This window comes from Amycolatopsis alba DSM 44262, assembly GCF_000384215.1.
Lineage (GTDB): Bacteria > Actinomycetota > Actinomycetes > Mycobacteriales > Pseudonocardiaceae > Amycolatopsis > Amycolatopsis alba.
On record NZ_KB913032.1, the window covers coordinates 9,288,925 to 9,311,837 of the forward strand.

Below are 22,913 nucleotides of genomic sequence, written 5' to 3' on the forward strand. Positions count from 1 at the left end.
TGCTTGACTTCGGCCATGATCTCGGAGAGTCGTTGTCCGGTCGAGGACGGCGAGCTGTACGTCCGCAGTACCGGCGAAGGGCCGCTTCTGCTCCTGATCGCCGGTGGGCTGGGCTCGGCGGACACCTTCCGGGCGATGACGAAGCTGCTCGCCGTCGACTACACCGTCGTCACCTACGACCGGCGCGGGCACTTCCGCAGTACCGACACCAGCACCGGCCCGGTCAGCGTGCCGAAGCAGGCCGACGACGCCCACGCCGTCCTCCAGCACGTCGGCGGCGGGCCCGCGAGCGTGTTCGGGACCAGCGCGGGCGCCCTGATCGGCCTCGACCTCGTCGCCCGCTACCCGGACGCGGCGAGTGTCCTGGTCGCGCACGAACCGCCCGCCATCCAGCTGCTCCCGGACGCGCTCGGCTGGCTCGACGAGGCCAACGCACAGGTCCGGCTCGCGCAGGCGGGTGACCTGATGGGGGCGTTCAAGCGGTTCACCGACGGGATCGCCGGCGCCGCGCTGCCCGAACTGCGCGCGATCCGGCTGCCGAACGAGGAGGAGTGGAAGCGGCTGTTCGCCCGCGAGCTGGCCGAGATTCTCGACTACCTTCCCGATCTGCGGGCGCTTCGGAGGGCCAGTACCGAGATCTTTCCCGTCGCAGGCGTCGGCAGCCGCGGGCACTACCACTACCAGCCCGCGAAGATCCTCGCGCTGGAGCTGGGATTGCCGTTCACGGAGGTACCGGGGGCGCATCTGGCGCCGCAGCGGAACCCGGCCCAGTTCACCGAAGCGCTGCGGGACCTCCTCGAAGGCTGAGGGTCACGCCATCAGGGGCAGTTTCCCGACCAGCTTGTCGATCCGGTTGCGCGGCCCGACGATGCCGATCGCGCAGAAGTCCATCTCCCCGGTCGGGATCTCCTTCATCGTCGCGAGGAAATCGGTGTAGACCCGGATCTGCTGGGCGACCGCGGGCATGTCGGCGACATGGCATCCCGGCGAGGCGGCGGCCTTGGCGCGGATGGCCCGCAGCTTCCCGGCGTCGGCCGACAGGATCGAGCAACCGACCCACGGCAAGCCCGTGTAGTGCTCGCCGCCGGCGTCGACAGCCTCGTCACCGAGAAGACCGGTCACGGCCTTCGTGGTGGCGACGGCGGTGCAGACCGCCGCGTTGACCGCGCGCCCCGGCGGCAGCTCGCTGTTGACCACGATGACCCACTTCAGCCTGGCCGATCGGGTGGACGCGGTGAAGTCGATCTCGTCGGGCGCGAACCCGATGGCCGTACCGTACTCGGACATTCAGCTGGTCTCCTGCTCACATCAACGGATGAACAACGCCAAGCTAAGAGGACATACGAGTAGAGTCCACTGTGTTCGTACTTAATACGGCAAGAGGTCTGAGATGGCACGGTTGGACGAACTTGATAAGGCGATCCTGGCGCAATTGCAGTCGGACGCACGGAAGACCAACCGTGAGGTGGCCGCCGCGGTGGGGGTTTCGCCGACCACCGCGCTGGACCGCACCCGCGCCCTGCGGGAACGCGGCGTGATCCGCGGCGCGCTGCTGGACGTGGATCTGCCGTCGATCGGCCGCGGGGTGCAGGCGCTCATCGCGGTGCGGGTGCGCCCGCCCTCGCGGCGGAACATCGAAGGCTTCCGGAACTGGGTCAACGCGCTGCCCGACCTCGTCGGGCTCTACGTGACCACCGGGACCGAGGACTTCATCCTGCATGTCGCGGTCCCCGACAACGACGCCCTCTACGCCTTCGTGATCGACAAGCTGACCGAACGCGCGGAGGTCGCCGACGTGCGCACCTCCATGGTGTTCGAGCACAGCAGGCGCACCAAGATCACGCCGGTGGACCGCTAGAGTTCCCGGATGACGCGGGCCGGATTGCCCGCGGCGAACACCTTCGACGGCAGATCGCGGGTGACGACGCTGCCCGCGCCCACCACGGTGTCGTCCCCGATGGTCACCCCGGCACAGACGATGACGCCGCCGCCGAACCAGACGTTGTCCCCGATGGTGATCGGCGCGGCCGACTCCCAGCGCTGCCGCCGCAGCTCGTGGTCCTCCATGGGATGCAGCGCGGTCAGCAGCTGACAGCGCGGGCCGATCGAGCAGTCCGAGCCGATCTTGATCGGGGCGCAGTCGAGGAGGATCGCGTCGTAGTTGAGGAAACTGTTGGCACCGATCTCGATCAGATAGCCGTAGTCGCACTGGAACCGCGGCATGATCCAGGAACCTTCACCGAGGTTTCCCAGCAGCTCGCGCAAAACCGTGTCCCGCTCACCGGTCTCCTCGGCGCCTGTGCCGTTGAAGCGGTCCACAAGGGCCTGTGCGCGCCTGCGGTCCGCGACCAGTTCGGGGTCGTTGTCCCGGTACAGCTCGCCGCTCAGCATGCGGTCCTTTTGCTCACCCATGCCGCCAACCTACCGAAAAGAGCCCTGCCGGCGGGCTTCACTCGGGAAGCCGCCGACAGGGCGGGTGGACGCTTGCGGAGCGTTCTTCAGTTGTGTCGATCTGTTCGGGTAGGGCCGGCCCGGCGGGTGGGTGAGGTGTAGGGGGGACCCGCCGGGCCGGAGTATCTTCCTCCTGTTCGCCGGTGCTCATCGTCCACAGTCGACAGTGCTTGCTTCCGCGCCTTTCCGAATTCCGGTCCGGCTAACGGTAGATACGGTTCCGAACCGCGAGCGGTTCAAAAAAAGATCGAGAAAGCGCTATCGGCGCACGACGGCCAGCACCGTGCCGTCCTGCTTGTGGACCTCGAAACGTTCGATGTCGGCTTTCCGCAACGCCGTCGAACCGGTGATGACGAGGGGGTCCGGCGAACCGGGGACGCCGTACCCTTTGGACGGCACGGTCCAGTTGTTGACGACGTAGGCCTCTCCACCGTGGGAGTAGGCGAAGAGCTGGCAGGTCATCGGCCCGATGAGGCCGCGCAGTTCGAGTTCGACCGCGCTGCCCCACTCCTTCTCCTGGACCGTGACCTCCGCGGCGACCGCGTTGCCCGCCTCGGACCAGCCGAACGGGGCGGCGCCGCCTTCCGGGCCCACCTCCCTGGACGGCGACGGAGAGGACACCACCGACGTGACGATCGAGGGCGCGGCCTGCGTGACAACCGGTTCACGGTTCGTGACCGAGAGAACGACGAGCGGTCCGCCGACGACGAGCACGAGTACGGCGGCGGCCGTCGCGAGCCGGACGATCTTGCGACGACGGTTCGCCTTGGCGGCGTCCGCGAGCAGCATCCGCAGCACCCGCGGCCCCGGCCCCTTCACCGGCGGGTCCGGCCAGCTCTTCTTGACCATGTCCAGGATGTCGGGCAGGTGGTACATCTCCACCAGCTCGACCTGACACTCGGGACACTCCAGCAGATGCGCTTCGAATCCGGCGTGATCCTCCTCGCCGAGGACGCCGAGCACGTAGGCGGCGATATCCGTGTGCGGCGCTCCGGACACCTCGCTCACCCCCGCTCCTGCAACGCCCTGCGCAGCGCGCGCACAGCGTGGTGGATCCGCGATTTCACCGTACCCGGCGGAACCCCGAGCGTCGCCGCGACCTCGTTCACGGTGCGGTCACGCAAGTAGGTCTGCTGGACGGCCTCACGTTGTTCCGGGGAAAGATTGCGCAGGGCCTCGTAAACGATCATGGCCGCGAGCGTCTTCTCCGATTCGTCCGGTACTCCGATCGAATCCGACTCCAGTTCCTCCACCTCTTGAGGACGGGCGCTCCGGCTCCGCCAGCCGTCGATGACGATGCGCCTGGCCACGGTGAACAGCCAGGCGCGCAGCATCTCCGGCTGCCGGTCGAGCTTGCCTGCGTTGCGCCACGCCTTGATGAGCGTTTCCTGTACCACGTCCTCGGCCCACTGACGATCGTGACCGGTCAGCTTCAGCACGAACGCCATCAGGCTCGACCCGAACTCCTGGTACAACGCCCTGATGAGGTCGTCATGCCCGTTCGACACGGGGTCATGATCGACAATTGGCTGCAGTATCCGAGAGTGGCGTCCCACGCGGCACATCTTTGTGGGCTCAGGGGCGATAAGTCCAGTACCAAAACCGTTCGGTACCGGTTTCTTCGCGCGGTGAAAGTTTTTTGAACCGTTCCCGACTCGTGACCGTATCCACTACCGAAGACCCCGACCCGGCGCTGTCCCCCGCATCGCCGAATCCACTGTGGATCATGACTGTCCACAGTGTACTTAAACCTGCCTGCGCACACTCCTCTGGCCCCGACAGGAGGATTTCCGTGAACCCCGTGTCACGCTCGGTCATACCTTTGACCCTGACCCTGTCCGCGATCGCGCTGACCTCGGCCTGCACCACCGGTACCGCGGGACCGAACGGCTCTCCGGGCGCGGCTCCCGCCGCCGGAGCCGCCCGGATCCCCGGCATGCCCGACCCGGCGGCCGAACCGGCCCCCGGTGTCACGGCGGCGATCCTGTTCGACCTCGGACCGATCGTCACCGACACGAACGGCTTCACGCTTTACCGCTACGACAAGGACACGGTCAACCCGCCCAAGTCGAACTGCGCCGAAACCTGTTCGCGCACCTGGATTCCCGCCAAGGCAGGCGGCGATCTCGTGGTGACCGGGATCGATCGCGCCCTGGTCGGCACCGTGACCAGGGACGACGGCACCGAGCAGATCACGCTCGCGGGCTGGCCGCTCTACCGCAACGCCAAGGACGCGATGCCCGGCAACACCGGCGGGCAGGGTGCCGACAACGCGTGGTTCCCGGCCAAACCGGACGGCACGAAAGTGCTGCTCACCGCGGACACCTGGCAGGCCGATGACCTCGGCATCTGACCTCCCCAGACTCTCCCGCTCGCTGCTCGTCCTGCTGCTCACGGCCGCGGCGACCCTGTTCGGCCCCGTCGGCGCCGCGCACGCCCAGCAGCTGTCCGCGGCGGACAAGAACCTGATCGTCAACGTCAAACTGGCCGGGCTGTGGGAAATGCCAGCCGGGATGTGGGCGCAGGAACGCGGGAAGAGCAAACGGGTCCGCGAAGTCGGCCGGACGCTGATGATCGACCACGGCAGGCTCGACACCGCGACGCATTCCATCGCCGACCGGTTCGGCATCACCCTGCCGACCGAGCCGTCGGATCAGCAGGCAGCGTGGCTCGGCGAGATGAAGGCCGCCCGCGACGACAGCGAGTTCGACCGGATCTTCGCGAACCGGCTCCGGTACGCGCACGGCGTGCTGTTCCCCCTCATCGCCCAGGTCAGGGCCGGTACCCGCAACGACGTCGTGCGTGACTACGCCACCACGGCCAACCAGGCCGTGCTGCGCCACATGACCCTGCTGGAGAGCACTGGCGTCGTCGACCATTCGCTGATGCCGGAAGCCCCGGTGCCGCAGTCGAACACGGCCAACGCGGCGACGGACGTCGGTTTCGGCGACCTCGCCCTCGGCCTGCTGCTCGCGGTGGCGCTCGGTGGCGGGCTGTTCTTCGCCATCCGGACCCTGCGCAGCAAGAACACCCGGACCCGCAAACGCGCGGCCGCCGCCGAACCGGAACCGGTTCCCAGTGCCCCAGGAGAGATCCATGTATGACCAGTGGTCCGAGGTGGTGCTCGTCCTGACCCAGAAAACGGACACCGACCCCGGAATCAAGGGGATGGCGCAGACCTCCGCCCGGATCTCTTACGGCTTCATGTGCCTGACCCTGTGCTGGGGCGTGTTCACCGCGACCGGCTGGATCAAGTCGCTGACCGGGCGGAAGGCATTGCGCAACTCGCATATGGTGCTCGGCATCCTGGCGCTGTCGTTCGGTGTCGTGCACGCGATGTCGTTCCTGTTCCTGCCCGACGGATTCACCCTGGCGCAGATCTCGGTCCCGCTGCTGCCGGGCACGCTCGCGCGGCACGAACTGGGCGTCATCGGGCTCGAGGTGATGATCGCCGTCGCGCTGACCGGCGGGATCAGCCGGTTCAGCTCCTACCGGCGCTTTCTGTGGATCCACCGGCTCGCCTATCCGGCGGTCGCGATCACGGCGCTGCATTCGTTCTTCGGCGCCATGGCCAACGGGCATCTCGGCCTCCTGTGGTTCGGCGGGATCACGCTGCTGGTCCCCGCGGTCCTGCTGACCGCGCTGCGGTTCACCCCCACCCGGTACCTGGAACGGCTGGGCCTGGTCGAGGAACTGGTCTGACGGCCGCGCGGAACGACTTGGAGGAAAGAGAAAAATGATCTTCGGAAACGTACGGCGCGGCACTCGCGTCAGCGTCGACAACGAGCGGTGCGAGATCTTCGGCTTCTGCGAGATGGAGGCGCCTGCCACGTTCAAGATCGGGCCGGACGGCAAGCTCCGCATCCGCCGGATGGTCGGCCGGGACGGTTTGGACCAGGCCATCTCCGCGGCGAGGCTCTGCCCGAAACAAGCCATCAGAGTCAAGGGAGAAGGAGCGTACGACGATGAGTGACGGAGACCGGATCGTCGTCGTCGGCGCGGGTGTCGCCGGGCTCCGTTCCGCGGAACGCCTGCGGGAACTCGGTTTCGACGGCGAGATCGTGCTGGTCGGCGACGAACCGCGGAAGCCCTACCACCGGCCGATGGTGTCGAAGGAGCTCGTCACCGGCGGGGTGAAACCGGTGGCCGCGAGCCTGGAGCCGTATCTGGACCTGGACGTCCACTGGCGGCTCGGCACCCGCGCGACCTGGCTCGACACGAAGGAACGCACGGTCCACCTGCCGGGCGGGGAATCCCTTTGGTACGACGGCCTCATCGTCGCGACCGGCGTCTATCCCCGGCATCTCCCCGGCTCTCCGCGCCACGACCCCCGTGTCCGGGTGCTGCGCACCGTGGAGGATTCACTGGCCGTCCGGCGGGCTTTGGGGAACAGCAACAAGTCCGTCGTGGTGATCGGCAGCGGCCTGATCGGGAACGAGTTCGCCGCGTCGATGCGGTACCTGGGCCGCGACGTCACGCTCATCGGCCACGCGAAGGCGCCCTTGCACCGCTTCGGGGAGCGGATCGCGTCGGCGCTCGCCAAGGAACACCAGCACCATCGCGCGAAGCTGGCGATGAACACCGAGGTGCGGAACTGGATCAGCACCAAGGAGACGGTCGGGCTGCACCTGACCAACAACCAGTTCCTGGTGGCCAGTTGTGTCGTGCTCTCGATCGGCAGCGTGCCGGCCGTGGACTGGCTGCGCGGCTCGGAGCTGACCATCGACGACGGCGTCCTGTGCGAGGCGACGCTGTTCGCCGTCGGGGCGGAAGACGTCGTGGTCGCCGGCGACGTCGCGAAGTGGCCGAACCTGCGGATCGACGAGACCCCGCGCCGCGTCGAGCACTGGATGAACGGTGTCGAATCCGGGCGGGCGGCGGCGGAAAGCCTGATGCTGGGCCGGGGCAGCGCGCGACCGTACACGCCGCTCCCCCGCGCCTGGTCGTCGTTGTACGACACGCGACTGCAGACCGTCGGGATGCCGTCGCTGGGCAAGGACACGATCGAACTTTCCGACGGGGTCACCGGTTTCGTGCGCGAAGGCAGGCTCGTCGGCGCGGCGGGCTGGGATCGGCCGAAGGCGATGATCCACTGGACCGCCGAACTCGACCGGCGGCTGCCGGTGCCCGAGCCGGTGTTCCCCGCTCCCGCCGTCGCCGGGCCTTCGTTCGCCGCGGCGGAGTCGACGCCGATCGGGGAGGACGTCCTCGCCCCGTTCGAACGGGACTTCCTGTCCGACACCCCGACCGCGGCCGTACCCGCGCAGGAGGAGATGCCCTGGGCTCGCGTTCCCGCCGGGTGACACGGGATCGCGAACGGACCGGGGCCGCGCGCGGCGGCCGCGGTCCCCTCAGGTGGCGGTGGGCAGCTGGGCCTCCGCGCCCACCGCCACCCCCTGGGGACGCCGGGAGGATCCGGGTCCGACGGTGATTCGGGCTCCGTCGGATACCGCCCTTCTGGCTCCCCGTATCCGGTCGGGGCCCTTCCAGGCTTGACTCACCTGGGAGGGCCCCGATCGATGAACTCGTCACTCGCGTGATCAGGGACGTGACTCGCGTGATCGAGGGCGGAACTCGCGTGACGGGATGCCGCACTCGGGTGTGCGGCTTCTGATCACGCGAGTTCCGTCTCTGATCACGTGAGTGCGGTGTCGCATCACGTGAGTGCGGGTGGACTTCACCGCATCGCGCGCGCGGACGGCTCCCTGCGCGTCGAGCGCACGCGGCGGAACGCGTTGCGAAAGCCACTTTCGCAACCTTCAACGTTGCGAAAGTGGCTTTCGCGGCACTGCTTTCCCGCGGCACTGCTTCCCGCGGCACCGGTTTCCCGCGGCACTGCTTTCCCACGTCACCGCACCGGGCCGGCTCCGGGTGTCGCGAAAGCCACTTTCGGGACACCTGATGCCCTGAAAGTGGCTTTCACGACACCGCCCGCCGAGGTAGCGGCCAGGGCGCAGGGGCGTTCGCCCGGCACAGACGCTCGCCACTCACGAGACCGGTGCCTTCACCACCACCGTGTCGTCCGGGCCGACGAGACGCCCGTCCGAGGCGTGGACCTCCAGCGCCCGCAGCGGGCGCCCGCCGTCGCGGTCCACCAGTTCCGACCGCGGTTCGCCCTCGGCGAAGAAGTGCGCCTCGCCCCACTGCCGCAGCGCGACGATCACCGGGAACAGGTCGCGCCCCTTCGCCGTCAGGACGTACTCGCTGTAGGTGCTCCCGTCCGAAGCCGGGACCACGTCGAGCACCCCGTGCCCGACGAGTGCCCGCAGCCGGGCGGACAGGATGTTCTTCGCGACGCCGAGACCGCGCTGGAACTCACCGAAGCGGCGGACGCCGTCGAAGGCGTCGCGCACGATCAGGAGTGACCACCAGTCGCCGATCGTGTCGAGCGAGCGCGCCACCGGGCACGGAGCTTCGTCGAACGTCGTCCGCTTCACCATGGTTGCATCTTACAACCGGACTGTTCTACCGTCCCAGTGGTAGCAAGTTGAAACCACTTGGAGGATGTGTGCGATCCGGAGTCGTCCTGTTGTTCGCCGTGGCCGCCGGGACGGCCGTCGCCACGATCTACTTCGCCCAGCCCCTGCTCGTCACCATGGGCGCCGACCTCGGGATCGCCGCGTCGACCGTGGGCGGCATCGTCACGCTCACCCAGCTCGGCTACGGCCTGGGCCTGTTCCTGCTGGTCCCGCTCGGCGACCTGCTCGACCGGCGGCGGCTCGTCGTCGGGCTGCTGACCCTGCTCGCGGTGGCCGAACTGGTGGCCGCGACCGCTACGAACGAGGTCGTACTGCTCGCCGGGATGGCGGCGATCGGCGTGCTCGCGGTGGTCACGCAGCTGCTGGTCGCGTTCGCGGCCTCGCTGGCGGACCCGGCCGGGCGCGGGCGCGTGGTCGGCCTCGTGACGACCGGCGTCGTCCTCGGGATCCTGCTCGCGCGCACGGTGTCCGGGACGCTGGCCGACCTCGCCGGCTGGCGCGCGGTGTACGTGGTGTCCGCCGGGGTGACCGTGCTGATCGCGATCGTGCTGTACCGCGTGCTGCCCTCCTCGACCGGAAACGGCATGGGCTACCGGCGGCTGCTGCGTTCCACCCTGGCGCTTTTCGTCCGGGAACCGGTCTTCCGGACGCGCGGAACGCTCGCGCTGCTGATCTTCGCCGCTTTCGGCACCCTCTGGAGCTCGGTCGCCTTGCCGCTCAGCGAGGACGGCCTGTCGCATACCGCCATCGGCGCGTTCGGGCTGGCCGGGGCGGCGGGCGCGCTGGCGGCGGCGCCCGCCGGACGGCTCGCGGACCGCGGCCGCGCACAGTGGACGACCGGGCTCGCGCTCGGTCTGCTCCTGCTCTCGTGGCTGCCGCTGGGTTTCACGCGCGTGTCACTGTGGGCCCTGGCGGCGGGCGCGATCCTGCTCGATCTGGCCGTCCAGGCCGTGCACGTCACGAGCCAGACGCTGATCTACCCGCTCCGGCCGGACGCCGGCAGCAGGCTGATCGGCGGGTACATGATCTTCTACTCCGTCGGCAGCGGCGTGGGAGCCATCGGCTCGACGGCCGTCTACGCGATCGCGGGCTGGACCGGCGTCTGCCTGCTCGGCGCGGCCTTCAGCGCGTTGGCGCTCGCCACGTGGAGCGTCAAAGCCGCTCGATGATCGTGACGTTCGCCGTCCCGCCGCCCTCGCACATCGTCTGCAGCCCGTAGCGTCCGCCGCGGCGTTCGAGTTCGTGCAGCAGGGTCGCGAACAGTTTCGTCCCGGTCGCCCCGATGGGGTGACCGAGCGCGATCCCACCGCCGTTGACGTTGACCCGGTCCGGATCGGCGCCCGTCTCCTCGATCCACGCCAGGACGACACTCGCGAACGCCTCGTTGACCTCGAACAGGTCGATGTCCTCGATGCTCAGCCCGGTCTTCCGCAGCGCGTGCGCGGTCGCCGGGATCGGCCCGGTCAGCATCCACACCGGATCCGCCGCCCGCACCGAAAGATGGTGGATCCTGGCGCGCGGGGTGAGGCCGTGTTCCTCGACGAACTTCTCCGACGCGATGAGGGTCGCGCTGGCGCCGTCCGAGATCTGGCTGGCCACGGCCGCGGTAATGCGCGAACCCTCGCTCAGCGGCTTCAGCCCGGCCATCCGTTCCAGCGTGGTGTCCCGCCTGGGCCCTTCGTCCAGGCCGACACCGGCGAACGGCGTGATCTCGGCGGCGAACCGGCCTTCGTCGATGGCCGCGATCGCGCGCTGATGACTGCGGAAGGCGAATTCCTCCATCGCCTCGCGGGTCAGGTCCCAGTGCTCGGCGATCATGTCGGCGCTGCGGAACTGCGAAACCTCGACGCTGCCGTACCGCTCCTGCCAGCCCTTCGAACCGGAGAACGGGTCCTCGAAGCCGTACTCGCGCCCGGCGAGCATCGCCGCGCTGATCGGGATAGCGCTCATGTTCTGCACGCCGCCGGCGAGCACGAGGTCCATCGTCCCGGACAGCACCGCCTGCGCGGCGAAGTGCACGGCCTGCTGGCTCGAACCGCACTGCCGGTCGACCGTCACACCGGGCACGTGATGCCCGAATCCCGCCGCGAGCCACGCCGTCCGCGCGATGTTCCCCGACTGCGGTCCGAGCGTGTCGGTGCAGCCCAGGATGACGTCGTCGACCAGGTCCGCGTCGACCCCCGATCGTTCGACGACGGCCTGGATGACGTGGGCGCCGAGATCCGCGGAATGGACGCCGCTGAGCGATCCCCCGCGTTTGCCGACGGGGGTCCGGACCGCGTCAAGTACATACGCCTCAGCCACGCCGCCTCCTTTTGGTTGCAATGCCGTCCAGCAGGATCCCGAGGTACTGCTGCGCGACGTCGTCCGCGCTCAGCGATCCGTCGGGGTTGTACCAGCGCACCGCCACCCAGACGGTGTCGCGGATGAACCGGTAGGTGAGTTCGACGTCGAGGTCCTCGCGGAACACACCGGCCGCGATGCCGTCGGTGAGGATCCCGTTCCACAGTTTGCGGAACTCGGTGTTGCGGTCGGTGAGGTAGCCGAACCGCGGCAACTGCATCAGGTGCTTCGCTTCGGACTGGTAGATCGCCACCTCGGCGGGCCGCCGGTGAATGGACTCGAACGACGCCACGACGACGGCTTCGAGCGTCTCCCGCGGGCCTCGGCCTTCCGCGACGATCTCGGCGTAGGCGCCGAAGAGTTCGTCGAGGAACACGGTGAGGATCTCGTCGGCCATCGACTCCTTCGAGTCGAAATGGTGGTAGAGGCTGCCCGAAAGGATGCCCGCCGCGTCCGCGATGTCCCGCACGGTGGTGGAGACGTACCCGCGCTCGGCGAACAGCTTCGCCGCGAGGGCGAGCAGTTCGGCGCGGCGGGACCCTGGACTGGCTTTCATTGCTACCTCACGCATGCTGGGAACTCACGGACAAGACCTCGCCGGTGAGGTACGACGAGTACTCACTGGCGAGGAACACCATCACATTCGCCACTTCCCAGGGTTCCGCCGCCCTCCCCGAGACCTCGCGGGCGGTGAGTTCGGTGAGCAGTTCCTCGCTGGTCACCTTGGCCAGGAACGGATGCATCGCCAGGCTCGGCGCGACGGCGTTAACCCGGATGCCGTGCTCGGCGACGTCGACGGCCGCGCAGCGGGTGAGCGCCATGACGCCCGCCTTCGCCGCCGCGTAGTGCGCCTGTCCGGCCTGCGCACGCCAGCCGATCACCGAGGCGTTGTTGACGATGACCCCGCCGCCGCCCTGCGCGATGAACCGGTTCACCGCGGCCCTCGTCGCGCGGAAGGTGCCGTTGAGGGTCACGTCGATGACCCGCGACCACTCTTCGTCGGCCATGTCCACAATGGACTTCGTGCCGCCGAGGCCGGCGTTGTTGACGAGCACGTCGATCCGGCCGTAGTGCGCGGCGGCTCCGTCGATGAGCGCCCGCACTTGGTCTTCTTGCGTGACGTCACAGGGAATGGCGTGGACGTCACCTAGTTCGGCCGCCTTCTCCCCGAGCCGCCGCTCATGCCAGTCGCTGATCACGACGCGGGCGCCTTCCTCCAGCGCGCGCTTCGCCACCGCGGAACCGATCCCGGTTCCGGCCGCCGCCGTCACCACGACCACCTTGTCCCGCAGGAGATTCGCCCCCTCGGGGTACTTCGGCACCGGAATCACGGTCGCACCTCTCTCGGCAGGCCGAGCACGCGCTCGGCGACGACATTGCGCTGGATCTCGTTGGAGCCGCCGTAAATCGTGTCGGCCCTGGTGAAGAGGAAGAGGCTCTGCCAGGCGTCGAGCCCGTCTTCCGCGAGCATGCCCCGCGCGCCGCGGACGAGCATCGCCAGCTCGCCGAGGTCCCGGTGCCAGTTCGCCCAGACCAGTTTGGACACTTCGGCCACGCCGGGTGACGAGTCGCCCAGGGTGCGGATCGCCTGCGCCCGCATGACCTCCAAGCCGACCCACGCGCGGTCGATCCGCTCCGCGATCACCGGGTCGTCCGGCGCGATCCTGGTCAGTTCTTCGAGTTCCCGACGGAAGCCGACCTGCTGCCCGAGCGTCGCGACACCGCGTTCGAACGCGAGGGTGCCCATGGCCACCCGCCAGCCTTCACCGGGTTCGCCGACGACGAGGTCCTTCGCCGTGCGGGCGCCGTCGAAGAAGACTTCGTTGAACTCCGACGTCCCGGTGAGCTGCCGGATCGGGCGGACCTCGACCCCCGGTTGCCGCATCGGAACGAGCAAATAGGACAGTCCTTTGTGGCGTTTCGAGCCGGGTTCGGTCCTGGCGAGGACGAAACACCAGTCGGCCACGTGCGCGAGCGACGTCCACACCTTCTGGCCGTGCAGCACCCACTCGTCGCCTTCGAGGGTCGCGGTGGTCGACACCGCGGCGAGATCGGATCCGGCGCCGGGTTCGGAATAGCCCTGGCACCACAGTTCCTCGACGGCCACGATCGGCGGGAGGAACCGTTCCCGTTGCTCCGGCGTGCCGAACGCGATCAAGGTGGGCCCCAGGAGTTCCTGTGCCAGGTGACTCACCCGCGCCGGCGCGCCCGCTCGCGCGTATTCCTCGTGGAAGACGACCTGTTGATCCAGCGTCGCGCCCTGACCGCCGTGCTCGGACGGCCAGCCGACGCAGGTCCAGCCCGCCGCGGCGAGCCGCCGTTCCCACTCCACCCGTTCGTCGAAGGCCTCGTGTTCACGTCCCGGACCGCCCAAACCGCGCAGTTCCGGCGGCAGATTGTCCGCCAGCCAGGTGCGCACACGGTCGCGGAAACCGTCCTGAGCCACACATGCCTCCTCTAGCCAAACCAGAGCCTGCTGCGTAGGCTACCCTACCAAGCACTTGCTAGGGAGATTCGATGAGTGAGGGAACCATCCCGGCGGCGCTCGACGAGGCCGCGGAACGCTTCGCCGCACGAGAAGCACTCGTCGACGGCGAAGTCCGGCTCACCTATGCCGAACTCGCGCGGCGGGCGCGGCAGGCGGCACGGTTCTTCGAGGGCCACGAACGGGTCGCGATCTGCTCCCCCAACACCTGGCACTGGGTCGTCGCCGGGCTCGGCGCGCTGTACGCCGGCGCGACGCTCATCCCGGTGAACACCCGGTTCACCGCTCGCGAGACCATCGACGTCCTCGAGCGCGCGGAGGTTTCCGCGCTGGCGATCACCGGCACGTTCCTCGGTACGGACAGGCTGGCCGACCTCGGCACCTCCCTGCCCCGCACGGTGCTGCGGATCCCCGTCGAAGGCACCGAAGACCCGGTGGACGGCGTCGCGGAATGGGAAGTGCTCGCCGGCCTCGACAGCGATTTCGTCAGCCGCGTGGAGCCAGGCGACGTCAGTGACATCCTGTTCACCTCCGGGACCACCGGCCGCAGCAAGGGCGCGATGAGCAGCCACCGGCAGGTACTGAGCGTCGCCGAGGCCTGGGCGGACTGCGGTGGCCTCACCGCGGAAGACCGCTACCTCGTGATCAACCCGTTCTTCCACAGCTTCGGGTACAAGGCGGGGATCGTCGCCGCGGTGCTGCGCGGTGCGACGATGCTGCCGCAGCGCACCTTCGACGTCCGCGAAACCCTGCGGCTCATCGAATCCGAGCGGATCACCGTGCTCCCCGGCGCGCCGACGATCTACCAGGTGCTGCTGGACGCGCCCGAACGCGCGGACCACGACCTGTCCAGCCTGCGGCTCGCCGTCACCGGGGCCGCCACCGTGCCGGTCACGCTCGTGGAACGGATGCGGAAGGAACTGAGCCTCGACACCGTCCTCACCGCGTACGGCCTCACCGAAGCCGTGGTGGCCACGATGTCCCGTCCCGAGGACGACGCCGAACTGGTGGCGAACTACTGCGGCCGCGCGACGGCGGGCTTCGAGGTGAAGCTCGGCGAGCACGACGAAGTCCTGCTGCGCGGACCGAACGTGATGCTCGGCTATCTCGACGATCCCGAGGCCACCGCGAAGGCCGTCGATGCCGACGGGTGGTTGCACACCGGCGATGTCGGCGTGCTGAACGAACGCGGCTATCTGAAGATCGTCGACCGGATCAAGGACATGTACGTCTGCGGCGGGTTCAACGTCTACCCTGCCGAGATCGAGCAGGTGCTGAGCAGGCTGGACGGCGTCGCGGAGTCCGCCGTCGTCGGCGTGCCGGACGAGCGGCTCGGCGAGGTCGGCAAGGCCTTCGTCCGGACGCGCCCCGGAGCGGAACTGTCCACAGAGGACGTACTGGCGTATTGCAAGGCCGAATTGGCCAACTACAAGATTCCTCGATTTGTCGACTTCGTTGCGGAGCTTCCGCGAAATCTGTCGGGGAAGGTGCTGAAACGCGTGTTGCGGGAGGAAAACGGATGACCGTCGAGTACGAGCGACGCGGGCCGGTGGCCGTCGTCACGATGAACCGGCCGGAGTACCGGAACGCGCAGAACTCGGCGATGACCTACGCGCTCGACGCCGCGTTCGGCCGTGCCGTCGACGATCCCGAGGTCAAGGTGATCGTGCTGGCCGGGGCAGGCAAGCATTTCTCCGCCGGGCACGACATCGGGACGCCGGAACGCGACGTGGACGTCTCCTTCGAGCGCAAAGCGGTCCTCTGGTGGGATCACGTCGGCGCCGAGGGCGGTGACCAGCGGTTCGCCCGCGAGTCCGAGGTCTATCTCGGCATGTGCCGCCGATGGCGTGAGATCCCGAAGCCGACCATCGCGAGTGTGCAGGGCGCGTGCATCGCGGGCGCGCTGATGCTGGCGTGGGTGTGCGACATGATCGTCGCCTCCGATGACGCGTTCTTCGCCGATCCAGTGGTGCGCATGGGGATTCCCGGTGTCGAGTACTTCGCGCACCCCTGGGTCCTCGGTCCGCGCGCGGCCAAGGAAGTGCTGTTCACCGGTGAGCGCTTCACGGCGCAGCAGGCCAAGGAATGGGGCATGCTGAACCGCGTCGTCCCCCGCGCCGACCTCGAAACCGAGACCATGGCGCTGGCGGAGAAGATCGCGGTGATGCCGCGGATGGGGCTCGCGCTCGCCAAGAAGGCCGTCAACCAGGCCGAAGACCTGATGGGCCTGCGGTCCGGAATGGACTCCGTGTTCGGGCTGCATCATTTCGCGCACGCGCACAACGCCGAAATGTCCGGCGGGGATTCGCTGGGCGGGCAGGACGCGCGCTCGATGCGTGACGCGAACAGGACCTCGTGATGGATCTCGATCTCGACGAGCGCACGCTCGCCTTCCGCGACGAAGCCCGCGCCTGGCTCGCCGCGAACGTTCCCGCCGAGCCGCTGAAGTCGTTCGACACCGCCGAAGGATTCGCGCAGCACCGCGAGTGGGAATCCCGGTTGGCCGACGCCCGGTGGTCGGTCGTCTCCTGGCCACGCGAATTCGGCGGCCGGGACGCGAGCCTCCTGGAGTGGGTGCTGTTCGAGGAGGAGTACTACGCGGCGGGAGCGCCGCTGCGGGTCAACCAGAACGGCATCTTCATGCTCGCGCCCACACTGTTCTCCCATGGCACGGAGGAGCAGCAACGGCGCATCCTGCCGAAAATGGCGCGTTCGGAAGAGGTCTGGGCTCAGGCCTGGTCGGAACCCGAAGCGGGCAGCGACATCGCGGCTCTCCGGAGCACCGCGACCCGCTGCGACGGCGGCTGGCGGGTCAGCGGGCAGAAGACCTGGAGTTCACGGGCGACGTTCGCCGACCGGGCGTTCGGCCTGTTCCGCAGTGATCCGGAGTCGGTGCGGCACAAAGGTCTCACCTATCTGATGGCGGATCTGCGGTCCGAGGGTGTCACCGTCCGGCCGATCCCCCAGCTGGACGGTGAACCGGGGTTCGCGGAGATCTTCTTCGACGACGTCTTCGTCCCCGACGAGGACGTGATCGGCGCGCCCGGTGAGGGCTGGCGGGTCGCGATGACGACGGCGAACAACGAACGCGGCCTGTCCTTGCGCAGTCCCGGCCGGTTCCTCGCCGCGGCGGACAGGCTGGTCTCGCTCTGGAACGACGCCGGGCGCCCCGCGCACACCGCCGACAGGGTCGCCGACGCGTGGATCGGTGCGCGGGCCTACCAGCTGTACACCCTCGGCACGGTCACCCGGCTCGCGGGCGGCGCCGAGCTCGGGCCGGAATCGAGTGTCAACAAGCTGTTCTGGTCCCATCTCGACGTCGCCCTGCACGAGACCGCACTCGACGTACTCGGCCCGGACGCCGAGCTGCGGGGCCGCTGGAGCGACGGCTGGCTGTTCTCCCTGGCGGGCCCGATCTACGGCGGGACCGACCAGATCCAGCGGTCCATCGTCGCCGAACGACTGCTCGGCCTGCCGAAGGGGGCCCGATGAGGTTCGCGCTTTCCGTTGAACAGGAGCAGTTCTCCTCGAGCCTGCACGATCTGCTGTCCGATATGGACGCCGACACAGCCAACCGGTCCTGGGCGGCGGGTGATCACGGCCCCGGTCTCAAGATCTGGCGGCGGCTGGCGGAGCTCGGGGTGACCGCGCTGGCCGTCCCCGAGAAGTACGACGGGCTCGGGGCGACGCCGGTCGACCTGGCCGTCGGCTTCGAACGGCTCGGGTACCACTGCGTGCCCGGCCCGTGGACCGACACGGTGGCCATGCTGCCGTCGTTACTGGACGACGAGCTGCTGACCTCGGTCGCGTCCGGCGAGACGCTGGCGTCGGTCGCTTTCGCCCCCCATGTGCCGTACGCCTTGGATTCCGACGTCGCCGACGCGCGTATCGCCGTCGAGAACGGCAGGCTGCGTGCGTTCACTCCCGGCGATCTTTTGTCCTCTGTGGACGGTTCCCGGCGGCTGTTCCGGCCGGTGGCGGGAGACGACCTCGGCACGGCACTCGACGCGGGCCGTGCTTTCGAGCTGGGCTGCCTGGCCACCGCCGCGCATCTTCTCGGCGCGGGACGCTGGCTGCTCGACACGTCGGTCGCGTACGCCGCGCAACGCAAGCAGTACGGCCGGGAGATCGGCGGGTACCAGGCGGTCAAGCATCTGCTCGCCGACGTCGCGACCGGGCTCGCGCTGGCCGAACCGCTGCTGTTCGGCGCGGCCGTCACCCTGGATCCGCGCGACGTCTCGGCGGCCAAGGTGGCGTGCGGTGACGCCGCGCATCTCGCCGCCCGGACCGGGCTGCAGGTGCACGGCGCGATCGGCTACACCGCGGAACACGCGCTCGGTCTGCGGCTGACCAGGGTCCGCGCGCTGGTCGGCGCTTGGGGCACGCCCCGGTTCCACCGGGACCGGGTGCTGTCATGACGTTCACCGCCGAGCAGGACGCGCTGCGGGACAGCGTCCGGAAACTGCTGGACCGGGAAGCGGATCCCTGGCCTGAGCTGTGCGAACAGATCGGCGTGGCGGCGTTGGCCGTTCCCGAACGGTTCGGCGGGCTCGGCGCCGGGACGGCGGAACTGCAGGTGGTCGCGGAGGAACTGGGCAGAGTCCTCGCCGATGTCCCGTTCCTCGGTTCGGCCGTGCTCGCCGTGCACGCGGTCCTGGCCACCGGCGACGACGAGGCTTGCGAGCGGCTGCTCCCCCGCCTCGCCGAAGGTGCCATCGGCGCGGTGGCATGGACCGACGCCGAGGGCCGTTGGGACGCGCCGGCCTGCCGTGTCGCCGACTCCGCCGTGACGGGTGAGGCGCACTATGTCCTCCACGGTGACGAGGCCGAGATCCTCCTGGTGGTGGCCGATGGCTCGCTGTACGAGGTCACCGGCGCGCGGCCGCTGCGCACCCCTGCGATGGACGAAACGCGGCGGCTGGCGCGTGTGACCTTCGACCGTGATCCGGCCCGGCTGCTCGGCCCCGTCGACCTCGGCGCGCTGCGAGACGTCGCGTGCGCCGTCCTGGCCGCCGAGCAGGCCGGGGCCGCGGCGCGCGCTTTCGAGCTGACGGTGGAGTACAGCAAGCAACGTCACCAGTTCGGCAGGCCGATCGGCGGCTTCCAGGCGCTGAAGCACCGGATGGCCGATCTTCACGTCCTGGTGGAAACCGCGCGCTCGGCGGCCTACGCGGCTCCGGAGTCGAGCAGGCTGGCCGCGGTGGCGAAGGTCCACTGTTCGGAGGCGCTGGCGGCGGTGGCGGGCGAGATGATCCAGCTGCACGGCGGGATCGCGATCACCTGGGAACATCCGGCGCACCGCTACTTCAAGCGGGCGCACGGAGCTGCGCAGCTCTTCGGCTCGCCCGGTGACCACCTGGGGCGGGTGCGCCCGCCGATATCGTGAGCCGGTGGACTGCGCGATCTGCGCCAAGCATCGTGGCGACGGCACGCTCGTGGGACCGGTCGTCCGGGCGGACGAACTGGTCATTGTGTCGCACCGCCCTGGCGGGTTCGCCGGGTATCTGTTCGTGGAAACCCGGCGGCACGTGGCCGCGCTGGACGAGCTGACCCAGGACGAGGTCACGGCGGTTTCACGGGCTGCTTGGTGCGCGGCACGCGGCCTGCGGGCGGAGCTGGCTCCGGAGCACGTGTTCTCCGCCATCGCCGGACGGACTGTCGCGCATTTCCATCAGCACGTTTTCGCGCGGCATCGAGGAACCCCCTCGGAGATCGGGTGGATGGCCGGTCCTTCGTGGAGCGGTGCGCCGGTCATGGACATCGACGCGCTCTGTGACCGGCTGGCGAGCTACTTCTGATCCAGGAACCGGGTGACGGCCCGGACCCGGTCGCCGTCGATCGTGAGGACCATGAGCCCGGCGGGTATCTCGCCGTGGTGGCACAGGAACGCGGGCTGGTTGTTGGCCCGCGTCGGCGTCATCGTGAAGCCTTCGGGAACCGGAACCGCCATGGAGACGCGGAGGAAGCCGGCGATCGCTTCGAGGCCGTGGTACTCGTGCGGCGCGGGCGGCATGGTGAGCCAGGCGTCGTCGGTGAGCAGGCTGAGGACGCCGTCAAGGTCACCCGCGGTGAAGGCGTCGGCGAACCGCCTGGTCAGCTCGCGTTCATGAGATGAGGGCCGGTGCCCGGTGCCGCCGCGATGCTTGTCGAGCGAGGCTCGGGCACGCTGAAGGACGCCTTTGACCGCCGTCTCGGTAGTGCCGAGCATGCTCGCGACCTCACCGGCCGGGAAGCACAGGACGTCCCGCAGGACCAGCGCGGCTGCCTGCCTCGGTGGCAGGAGCTGGAGGCCGGTGACGAAGGCGAGTTCGATCGCCTCCCTGGCGGTGTAGCGCGCTTCGGGGCCGGGGTCGCTGTCGGCGACACATTCGAGGAGCTCGTCCGGGTACGGCTGTAGCCAGGTCACCTCGCCGCGGCGGCTGGGCTCCGGCGGGTCGAACGGCGGCACCGGCTCGGGTGGCCGGCGGCGGCCCGCGTCCCGCAGGGCGTTGAGGCAGCGGTTGGTGGCGATGCGGTACAGCCAGGTGCGCAGCGACGAGCGTCCCTCGAAACCGTCCAGGCCCCGCCAGGCGGCCAAGAGCGTCTCCTGAACCGCGTCCTCGGCCTCGGTGAGGGAGCCGAGGATCCGGTAACAGTGCAGGTGCAGCTCGTGCCGGTAGGTGGCGGCGAGCTCCCGAAAGTCCTGCTCGTCCGATGTCCTCACGAGCCGATCCTGTCACTTCGTGGCGCACCGTTCCGTTCCGGGCGGCGGTGGTGTCTGACGGAGTGAAGCATCGACGAAAGGAACCATCATGACCAGTCCGGCTTTGGACGTCGCGCTCTCCTACCACCGGGCGTGGACCGGCAAGGACTTCGAGAAGGCGATGACCTACGTCGCCGACGACATCGTCTGCCACACACCCGGCGGGCAGCTCTCCGGCGCGGAGGCGTTTCGCGGGTTCATGGGCCCGTTCACCGGGATCCTGACCGGGTCCACGCTGCTTTCCGCGTTCGGCGACGAAACGAAGGCGCTGCTGATGTACGACACGGCGACCCTGCCGGTGGCGAGCGCTCCCGGAGCCGAGCTGGTGACCGTTCGGGACGGGAGGATCGTGGAATTGCGGATCGTGTTCGATCGGGCTCCTTTCGATGCGGCGAGGGAGGCGGCTGCCGGAGCGTCGGCGTAGGACGAAGAGTCTGCGTAGGACGAAGAGCATGCGTAGGACGAAGAGCATGCGTAGGACGAAGAGCATGCGTACTCGAACAGGCGGGTGGGACTTGCTATCGCGGGGTCCGTCGATGATCACGCCGGATCCGGCAGAGGACCGTTCGCGTCAGGTCGGCACCGTCTCCGCCATCACCGCGCCCGAAGTGGACGGTGATGGCGAGAGGCGGGTGGCGCGGGGAGCGGATCCCCGCTGTGCCCTCGCCACAGGCTTTCCGGAAAGAACGGTGTCCTGCACGCGGTGTCCTGCACGCGGTCCTGCTCACAGTGTCCTGAAACATGGCATCGGCAGAACACGACATCTCTCACGACCGCACCGGCGCACGGGTTCCAAGCGACCCGGTGGCGCGCGTCCTGCCGGCTGCGAGGACGTTCGTGCCGGTCAGCAGGGCGGGGCGTCGTCCTCCGGCTCGGGCCGCGGGTCGTGGAGCGGTTCCGGTGCCGCGTCGTAGGTACGTCCGGACGGGGTGGTGATGGTCATGCCGCCATTGCCGGTGGGCACCACGGACCAGCCGGGCTCTTCCTTGAGCAGATTGTGGATCGTGCAGGCGCCGTGACAGTTATGGTGATTGGTCTTGCCGTCACGGGCCCAGGCGATGATGTGGTCGATCTCGGAGAACTCGGCGGGACGGTGACAGCCGGGATGAGTGCATTCCCGGTCCCGAGCTTTGATGAACCGGGCCAGCGAAGCCGGGGAGCGATACTGCTCTGCACCGGCTTCCAAGAGTTGCCCGGTCGCGGGGTCGGTGATCAACCGTGACCAGGTCGAGCCGGGGTCGGAGGCGATCTCTCGTACGAGCCAGTCGGGGATGGGCCCGTACCCGGCCAAGGTCGCGGGATCGTCGCGAGCACCGGCCAGGGTCAGGAAGTCGACGTACACATGGATATGCGCGCGAGGCTTGCCGTGACCGTCCTCGGCCAGCAGCCGTTCGGCGAAAATGTCCGCGCGATGCTGATCCAGGGTCCGGGTTTTGTCCTGCGCCCGGCGCGCCCGTGCGGCGCGGCTCATCGACGCGTAAATCGAACTCGCCACCTCGGACGGCAAATGGCCGGAAAGGGTGGACATCGTCTCGTCTTCGTGGTGCAACGAAATATGCCGTTGCGCGCGTTTCTTTTCCGCCCGCGCCTGGTAACCCGCCCGGTCGAACTTCTGCACCGCGCCGCTCACCGATCTGCCGATCGCCCTGGCATCACGCTTGGCGAGCCGTCCGGCCATGAACGCGTCCACCTGCGCGGCGATCTCGTCCGAGACCTCACGGGTCAGCTGACTGACCTTCGACGCCTTGTACAGGTCGATATCACCTTTCTCCAGCGCCGCCAACGTGTTCGGCAAGCGCGCCACGAGCGCGCAGGAGGTTTCGACCAGCAGGAAGGCTTGATTGCGAGAGACCGAGAAGCACAAGGCGAGCTCCTCGGTCACCGATCTTCGCGAACCACCCACCGCGGCGAACTCGGCTATGTACCGCACCTGACGACCCTGCGCCTGCCGAAGCGAAACTTCTTCGGCGTTGGCGGCATCGAGAAGGTGAGCGGCTTTCGGATTGAAAGCAAGAGTTGTGGTCATGACCATGATCATACTCGAACATGCGTTCGAGCGCCACGAATGAGACTGACACTCAGGAAGCCCACGTCCTGGCCGGCTAAGTGGTCAGCCCCGAATGTCCTTCGGGGGTTGATCACGCTGCCATGGCAACGGAGAATTCTTCTGGGTGATCGGCAGTATGCCGGTCGAGCCCGGCCAGCAGATCGTCCAGGTCGGAAGTGGTGAACCTCCACTGGAACGGCTGTGCTGTGGCGTTGTAGCGGTCTTCGAATGCCCGGAGCCGGTTTCGGACCTCGTCGAGGTCTGTGAAGTCGTTTGGGTGAGACGACCCTGCGCTGGACGATGGAGAAGACCTGTTTCGCACTGGCGTAGGGTTCGTTGCCCATTACCTGCTCGACCAGTCCCATG

The 22,913-nt window shown here is 68.6% G+C and carries 26 protein-coding genes; 15 read left to right on the forward strand and 11 right to left on the reverse strand.

Features of this window, described 5'->3' with window-relative positions; all coding sequences use genetic code 11:
• Window positions 1-15: 15 nt before the first annotated feature.
• Window positions 16-807: an alpha/beta fold hydrolase gene (locus tag AMYAL_RS0142755; protein WP_020637456.1), complete on the forward strand. Its 792-nt coding sequence runs from the start codon at window positions 16-18 to the stop codon at window positions 805-807.
• Window positions 808-810: 3 nt separating this feature from the next.
• Here AMYAL_RS0142755 and AMYAL_RS0142760 read toward each other — a convergent pair whose 3' ends face one another.
• Window positions 811-1,287 (reverse strand): DUF2000 domain-containing protein, encoded by a 477-nt coding sequence (locus AMYAL_RS0142760; protein ID WP_020637457.1) that lies wholly within the window; start codon window positions 1,285-1,287, stop codon window positions 811-813.
• A gap of 103 nt (window positions 1,288-1,390) precedes the next feature.
• On the opposite strand from AMYAL_RS0142760, the gene AMYAL_RS0142765 reads away from it, so the two are divergent.
• Window positions 1,391-1,858, forward strand: coding sequence for an Lrp/AsnC family transcriptional regulator (locus AMYAL_RS0142765; protein WP_026467921.1), 468 nt, complete (start codon window positions 1,391-1,393; stop codon window positions 1,856-1,858).
• Here the strand turns inward: AMYAL_RS0142765 and AMYAL_RS0142770 are convergent.
• The 3 genes from AMYAL_RS0142770 to AMYAL_RS0142780 form a co-directional block, all read right to left on the reverse strand.
• Window positions 1,855-2,412 carry a sugar O-acetyltransferase gene (locus tag AMYAL_RS0142770; RefSeq protein WP_020637459.1) on the reverse strand — a complete coding sequence of 186 codons (558 nt, stop codon included), beginning with the start codon at window positions 2,410-2,412 and terminating at the stop codon, window positions 1,855-1,857. The two genes, AMYAL_RS0142765 and AMYAL_RS0142770, sit on opposite strands and share 4 nt — an antisense overlap.
• Before the next feature lie 297 nt (window positions 2,413-2,709).
• Window positions 2,710-3,459, reverse strand: a complete 750-nt coding sequence (locus tag AMYAL_RS0142775; protein ID WP_020637460.1) for an anti-sigma factor family protein — start codon at window positions 3,457-3,459, stop codon at window positions 2,710-2,712.
• On the reverse strand, window positions 3,456-4,007 hold the full coding sequence (locus AMYAL_RS0142780; protein WP_026467922.1) for a sigma-70 family RNA polymerase sigma factor: 552 nt from the start codon (window positions 4,005-4,007) through the stop codon (window positions 3,456-3,458). Before AMYAL_RS0142780 ends, AMYAL_RS0142775 begins: the two co-directional genes overlap by 4 nt.
• A gap of 236 nt (window positions 4,008-4,243) precedes the next feature.
• On the opposite strand from AMYAL_RS0142780, the gene AMYAL_RS0142785 reads away from it, so the two are divergent.
• The 5 genes from AMYAL_RS0142785 to AMYAL_RS0142805 are packed head-to-tail and all read left to right on the forward strand — an operon-like array spanning window position 4,244 to window position 7,754.
• A complete protein-coding gene (locus AMYAL_RS0142785; RefSeq protein ID WP_026467923.1) occupies window positions 4,244-4,804 on the forward strand; it encodes a hypothetical protein in 561 nt (186 codons plus the stop codon).
• The gene (locus AMYAL_RS0142790; RefSeq protein WP_020637462.1) at window positions 4,788-5,555 is read left to right on the forward strand and encodes a DUF4142 domain-containing protein; all 768 of its coding nucleotides are present in this window, start codon (window positions 4,788-4,790) and stop codon (window positions 5,553-5,555) included. The genes AMYAL_RS0142785 and AMYAL_RS0142790 overlap by 17 nt, the downstream gene beginning before the upstream one ends.
• A complete protein-coding gene (locus tag AMYAL_RS0142795; RefSeq protein ID WP_020637463.1) occupies window positions 5,548-6,153 on the forward strand; it encodes a ferric reductase-like transmembrane domain-containing protein in 606 nt (201 codons plus the stop codon). The genes AMYAL_RS0142790 and AMYAL_RS0142795 overlap by 8 nt, the downstream gene beginning before the upstream one ends.
• Before the next feature lie 34 nt (window positions 6,154-6,187).
• Window positions 6,188-6,424 (forward strand): ferredoxin, encoded by a 237-nt coding sequence (locus AMYAL_RS0142800; RefSeq protein ID WP_020637464.1) that lies wholly within the window; start codon window positions 6,188-6,190, stop codon window positions 6,422-6,424.
• On the forward strand, window positions 6,417-7,754 hold the full coding sequence (locus AMYAL_RS0142805; RefSeq protein WP_020637465.1) for an NAD(P)/FAD-dependent oxidoreductase: 1,338 nt from the start codon (window positions 6,417-6,419) through the stop codon (window positions 7,752-7,754). The genes AMYAL_RS0142800 and AMYAL_RS0142805 overlap by 8 nt, the downstream gene beginning before the upstream one ends.
• A 684-nt stretch (window positions 7,755-8,438) precedes the next feature.
• On the opposite strand, the gene AMYAL_RS0142810 is transcribed toward AMYAL_RS0142805, so the two are convergent.
• Window positions 8,439-8,891 carry a winged helix-turn-helix transcriptional regulator gene (locus AMYAL_RS0142810; RefSeq protein WP_020637466.1) on the reverse strand — a complete coding sequence of 151 codons (453 nt, stop codon included), beginning with the start codon at window positions 8,889-8,891 and terminating at the stop codon, window positions 8,439-8,441.
• A gap of 68 nt (window positions 8,892-8,959) precedes the next feature.
• Between AMYAL_RS0142810 and AMYAL_RS47480 the strand changes: the two genes are divergently transcribed.
• Complete coding sequence (locus AMYAL_RS47480) at window positions 8,960-10,099, forward strand: MFS transporter (RefSeq protein ID WP_020637467.1); 1,140 nt, start codon at window positions 8,960-8,962, stop codon at window positions 10,097-10,099.
• On the opposite strand, the gene AMYAL_RS0142820 is transcribed toward AMYAL_RS47480, so the two are convergent.
• The 4 genes from AMYAL_RS0142820 to AMYAL_RS0142835 are packed head-to-tail and all read right to left on the reverse strand — an operon-like array spanning window position 10,083 to window position 13,719.
• Window positions 10,083-11,234: an acetyl-CoA C-acetyltransferase gene (locus AMYAL_RS0142820; RefSeq protein ID WP_020637468.1), complete on the reverse strand. Its 1,152-nt coding sequence runs from the start codon at window positions 11,232-11,234 to the stop codon at window positions 10,083-10,085. The genes AMYAL_RS47480 and AMYAL_RS0142820 overlap by 17 nt on opposite strands.
• The gene (locus tag AMYAL_RS0142825) at window positions 11,227-11,829 is read right to left on the reverse strand and encodes a TetR/AcrR family transcriptional regulator (protein ID WP_020637469.1); all 603 of its coding nucleotides are present in this window, start codon (window positions 11,827-11,829) and stop codon (window positions 11,227-11,229) included. Before AMYAL_RS0142825 ends, AMYAL_RS0142820 begins: the two co-directional genes overlap by 8 nt.
• A 7-nt stretch (window positions 11,830-11,836) precedes the next feature.
• Window positions 11,837-12,604 (reverse strand): SDR family oxidoreductase, encoded by a 768-nt coding sequence (locus tag AMYAL_RS0142830; RefSeq protein ID WP_020637470.1) that lies wholly within the window; start codon window positions 12,602-12,604, stop codon window positions 11,837-11,839.
• Window positions 12,601-13,719, reverse strand: coding sequence for an acyl-CoA dehydrogenase family protein (locus AMYAL_RS0142835; protein ID WP_020637471.1), 1,119 nt, complete (start codon window positions 13,717-13,719; stop codon window positions 12,601-12,603). Before AMYAL_RS0142835 ends, AMYAL_RS0142830 begins: the two co-directional genes overlap by 4 nt.
• Window positions 13,720-13,790: 71 nt before the next feature.
• On the opposite strand from AMYAL_RS0142835, the gene AMYAL_RS0142840 reads away from it, so the two are divergent.
• Genes AMYAL_RS0142840 through AMYAL_RS0142875 form a run of 6 tightly spaced genes read left to right on the forward strand, consistent with a single transcriptional unit; the run spans window position 13,791 to window position 19,556 of the window.
• Window positions 13,791-15,281, forward strand: a complete 1,491-nt coding sequence (locus tag AMYAL_RS0142840) for a FadD3 family acyl-CoA ligase (protein ID WP_020637472.1) — start codon at window positions 13,791-13,793, stop codon at window positions 15,279-15,281.
• Entirely contained in the window at window positions 15,278-16,117 is an 840-nt protein-coding gene (locus tag AMYAL_RS0142845; protein ID WP_005162224.1) for an enoyl-CoA hydratase, read from the forward strand. The genes AMYAL_RS0142840 and AMYAL_RS0142845 overlap by 4 nt, the downstream gene beginning before the upstream one ends.
• Window positions 16,117-17,250 (forward strand): acyl-CoA dehydrogenase family protein, encoded by a 1,134-nt coding sequence (locus AMYAL_RS0142850; protein ID WP_020637473.1) that lies wholly within the window; start codon window positions 16,117-16,119, stop codon window positions 17,248-17,250. Before AMYAL_RS0142845 ends, AMYAL_RS0142850 begins: the two co-directional genes overlap by 1 nt.
• The gene (locus AMYAL_RS0142855; RefSeq protein ID WP_020637474.1) at window positions 17,247-18,176 is read left to right on the forward strand and encodes an acyl-CoA dehydrogenase family protein; all 930 of its coding nucleotides are present in this window, start codon (window positions 17,247-17,249) and stop codon (window positions 18,174-18,176) included. Before AMYAL_RS0142850 ends, AMYAL_RS0142855 begins: the two co-directional genes overlap by 4 nt.
• The gene (locus AMYAL_RS47485) at window positions 18,173-19,144 is read left to right on the forward strand and encodes an acyl-CoA dehydrogenase family protein (protein WP_020637475.1); all 972 of its coding nucleotides are present in this window, start codon (window positions 18,173-18,175) and stop codon (window positions 19,142-19,144) included. The genes AMYAL_RS0142855 and AMYAL_RS47485 overlap by 4 nt, the downstream gene beginning before the upstream one ends.
• A 4-nt stretch (window positions 19,145-19,148) precedes the next feature.
• On the forward strand, window positions 19,149-19,556 hold the full coding sequence (locus AMYAL_RS0142875; protein WP_020637476.1) for an HIT family protein: 408 nt from the start codon (window positions 19,149-19,151) through the stop codon (window positions 19,554-19,556).
• On the opposite strand, the gene AMYAL_RS0142880 is transcribed toward AMYAL_RS0142875, so the two are convergent.
• Entirely contained in the window at window positions 19,547-20,461 is a 915-nt protein-coding gene (locus AMYAL_RS0142880; RefSeq protein WP_020637477.1) for an RNA polymerase subunit sigma-70, read from the reverse strand. The genes AMYAL_RS0142875 and AMYAL_RS0142880 overlap by 10 nt on opposite strands.
• An 88-nt stretch (window positions 20,462-20,549) precedes the next feature.
• Here AMYAL_RS0142880 and AMYAL_RS0142885 point away from each other — a divergent pair, with 88 nt between their 5' ends.
• Complete coding sequence (locus AMYAL_RS0142885; protein ID WP_020637478.1) at window positions 20,550-20,924, forward strand: nuclear transport factor 2 family protein; 375 nt, start codon at window positions 20,550-20,552, stop codon at window positions 20,922-20,924.
• 420 nt (window positions 20,925-21,344) lie between these two features.
• Here the strand turns inward: AMYAL_RS0142885 and AMYAL_RS0142890 are convergent, their stop codons facing one another.
• On the reverse strand, window positions 21,345-22,526 hold the full coding sequence (locus AMYAL_RS0142890; protein WP_084702352.1) for an HNH endonuclease signature motif containing protein: 1,182 nt from the start codon (window positions 22,524-22,526) through the stop codon (window positions 21,345-21,347).
• Between the last annotated feature and the right edge of the window lie 387 nt (window positions 22,527-22,913).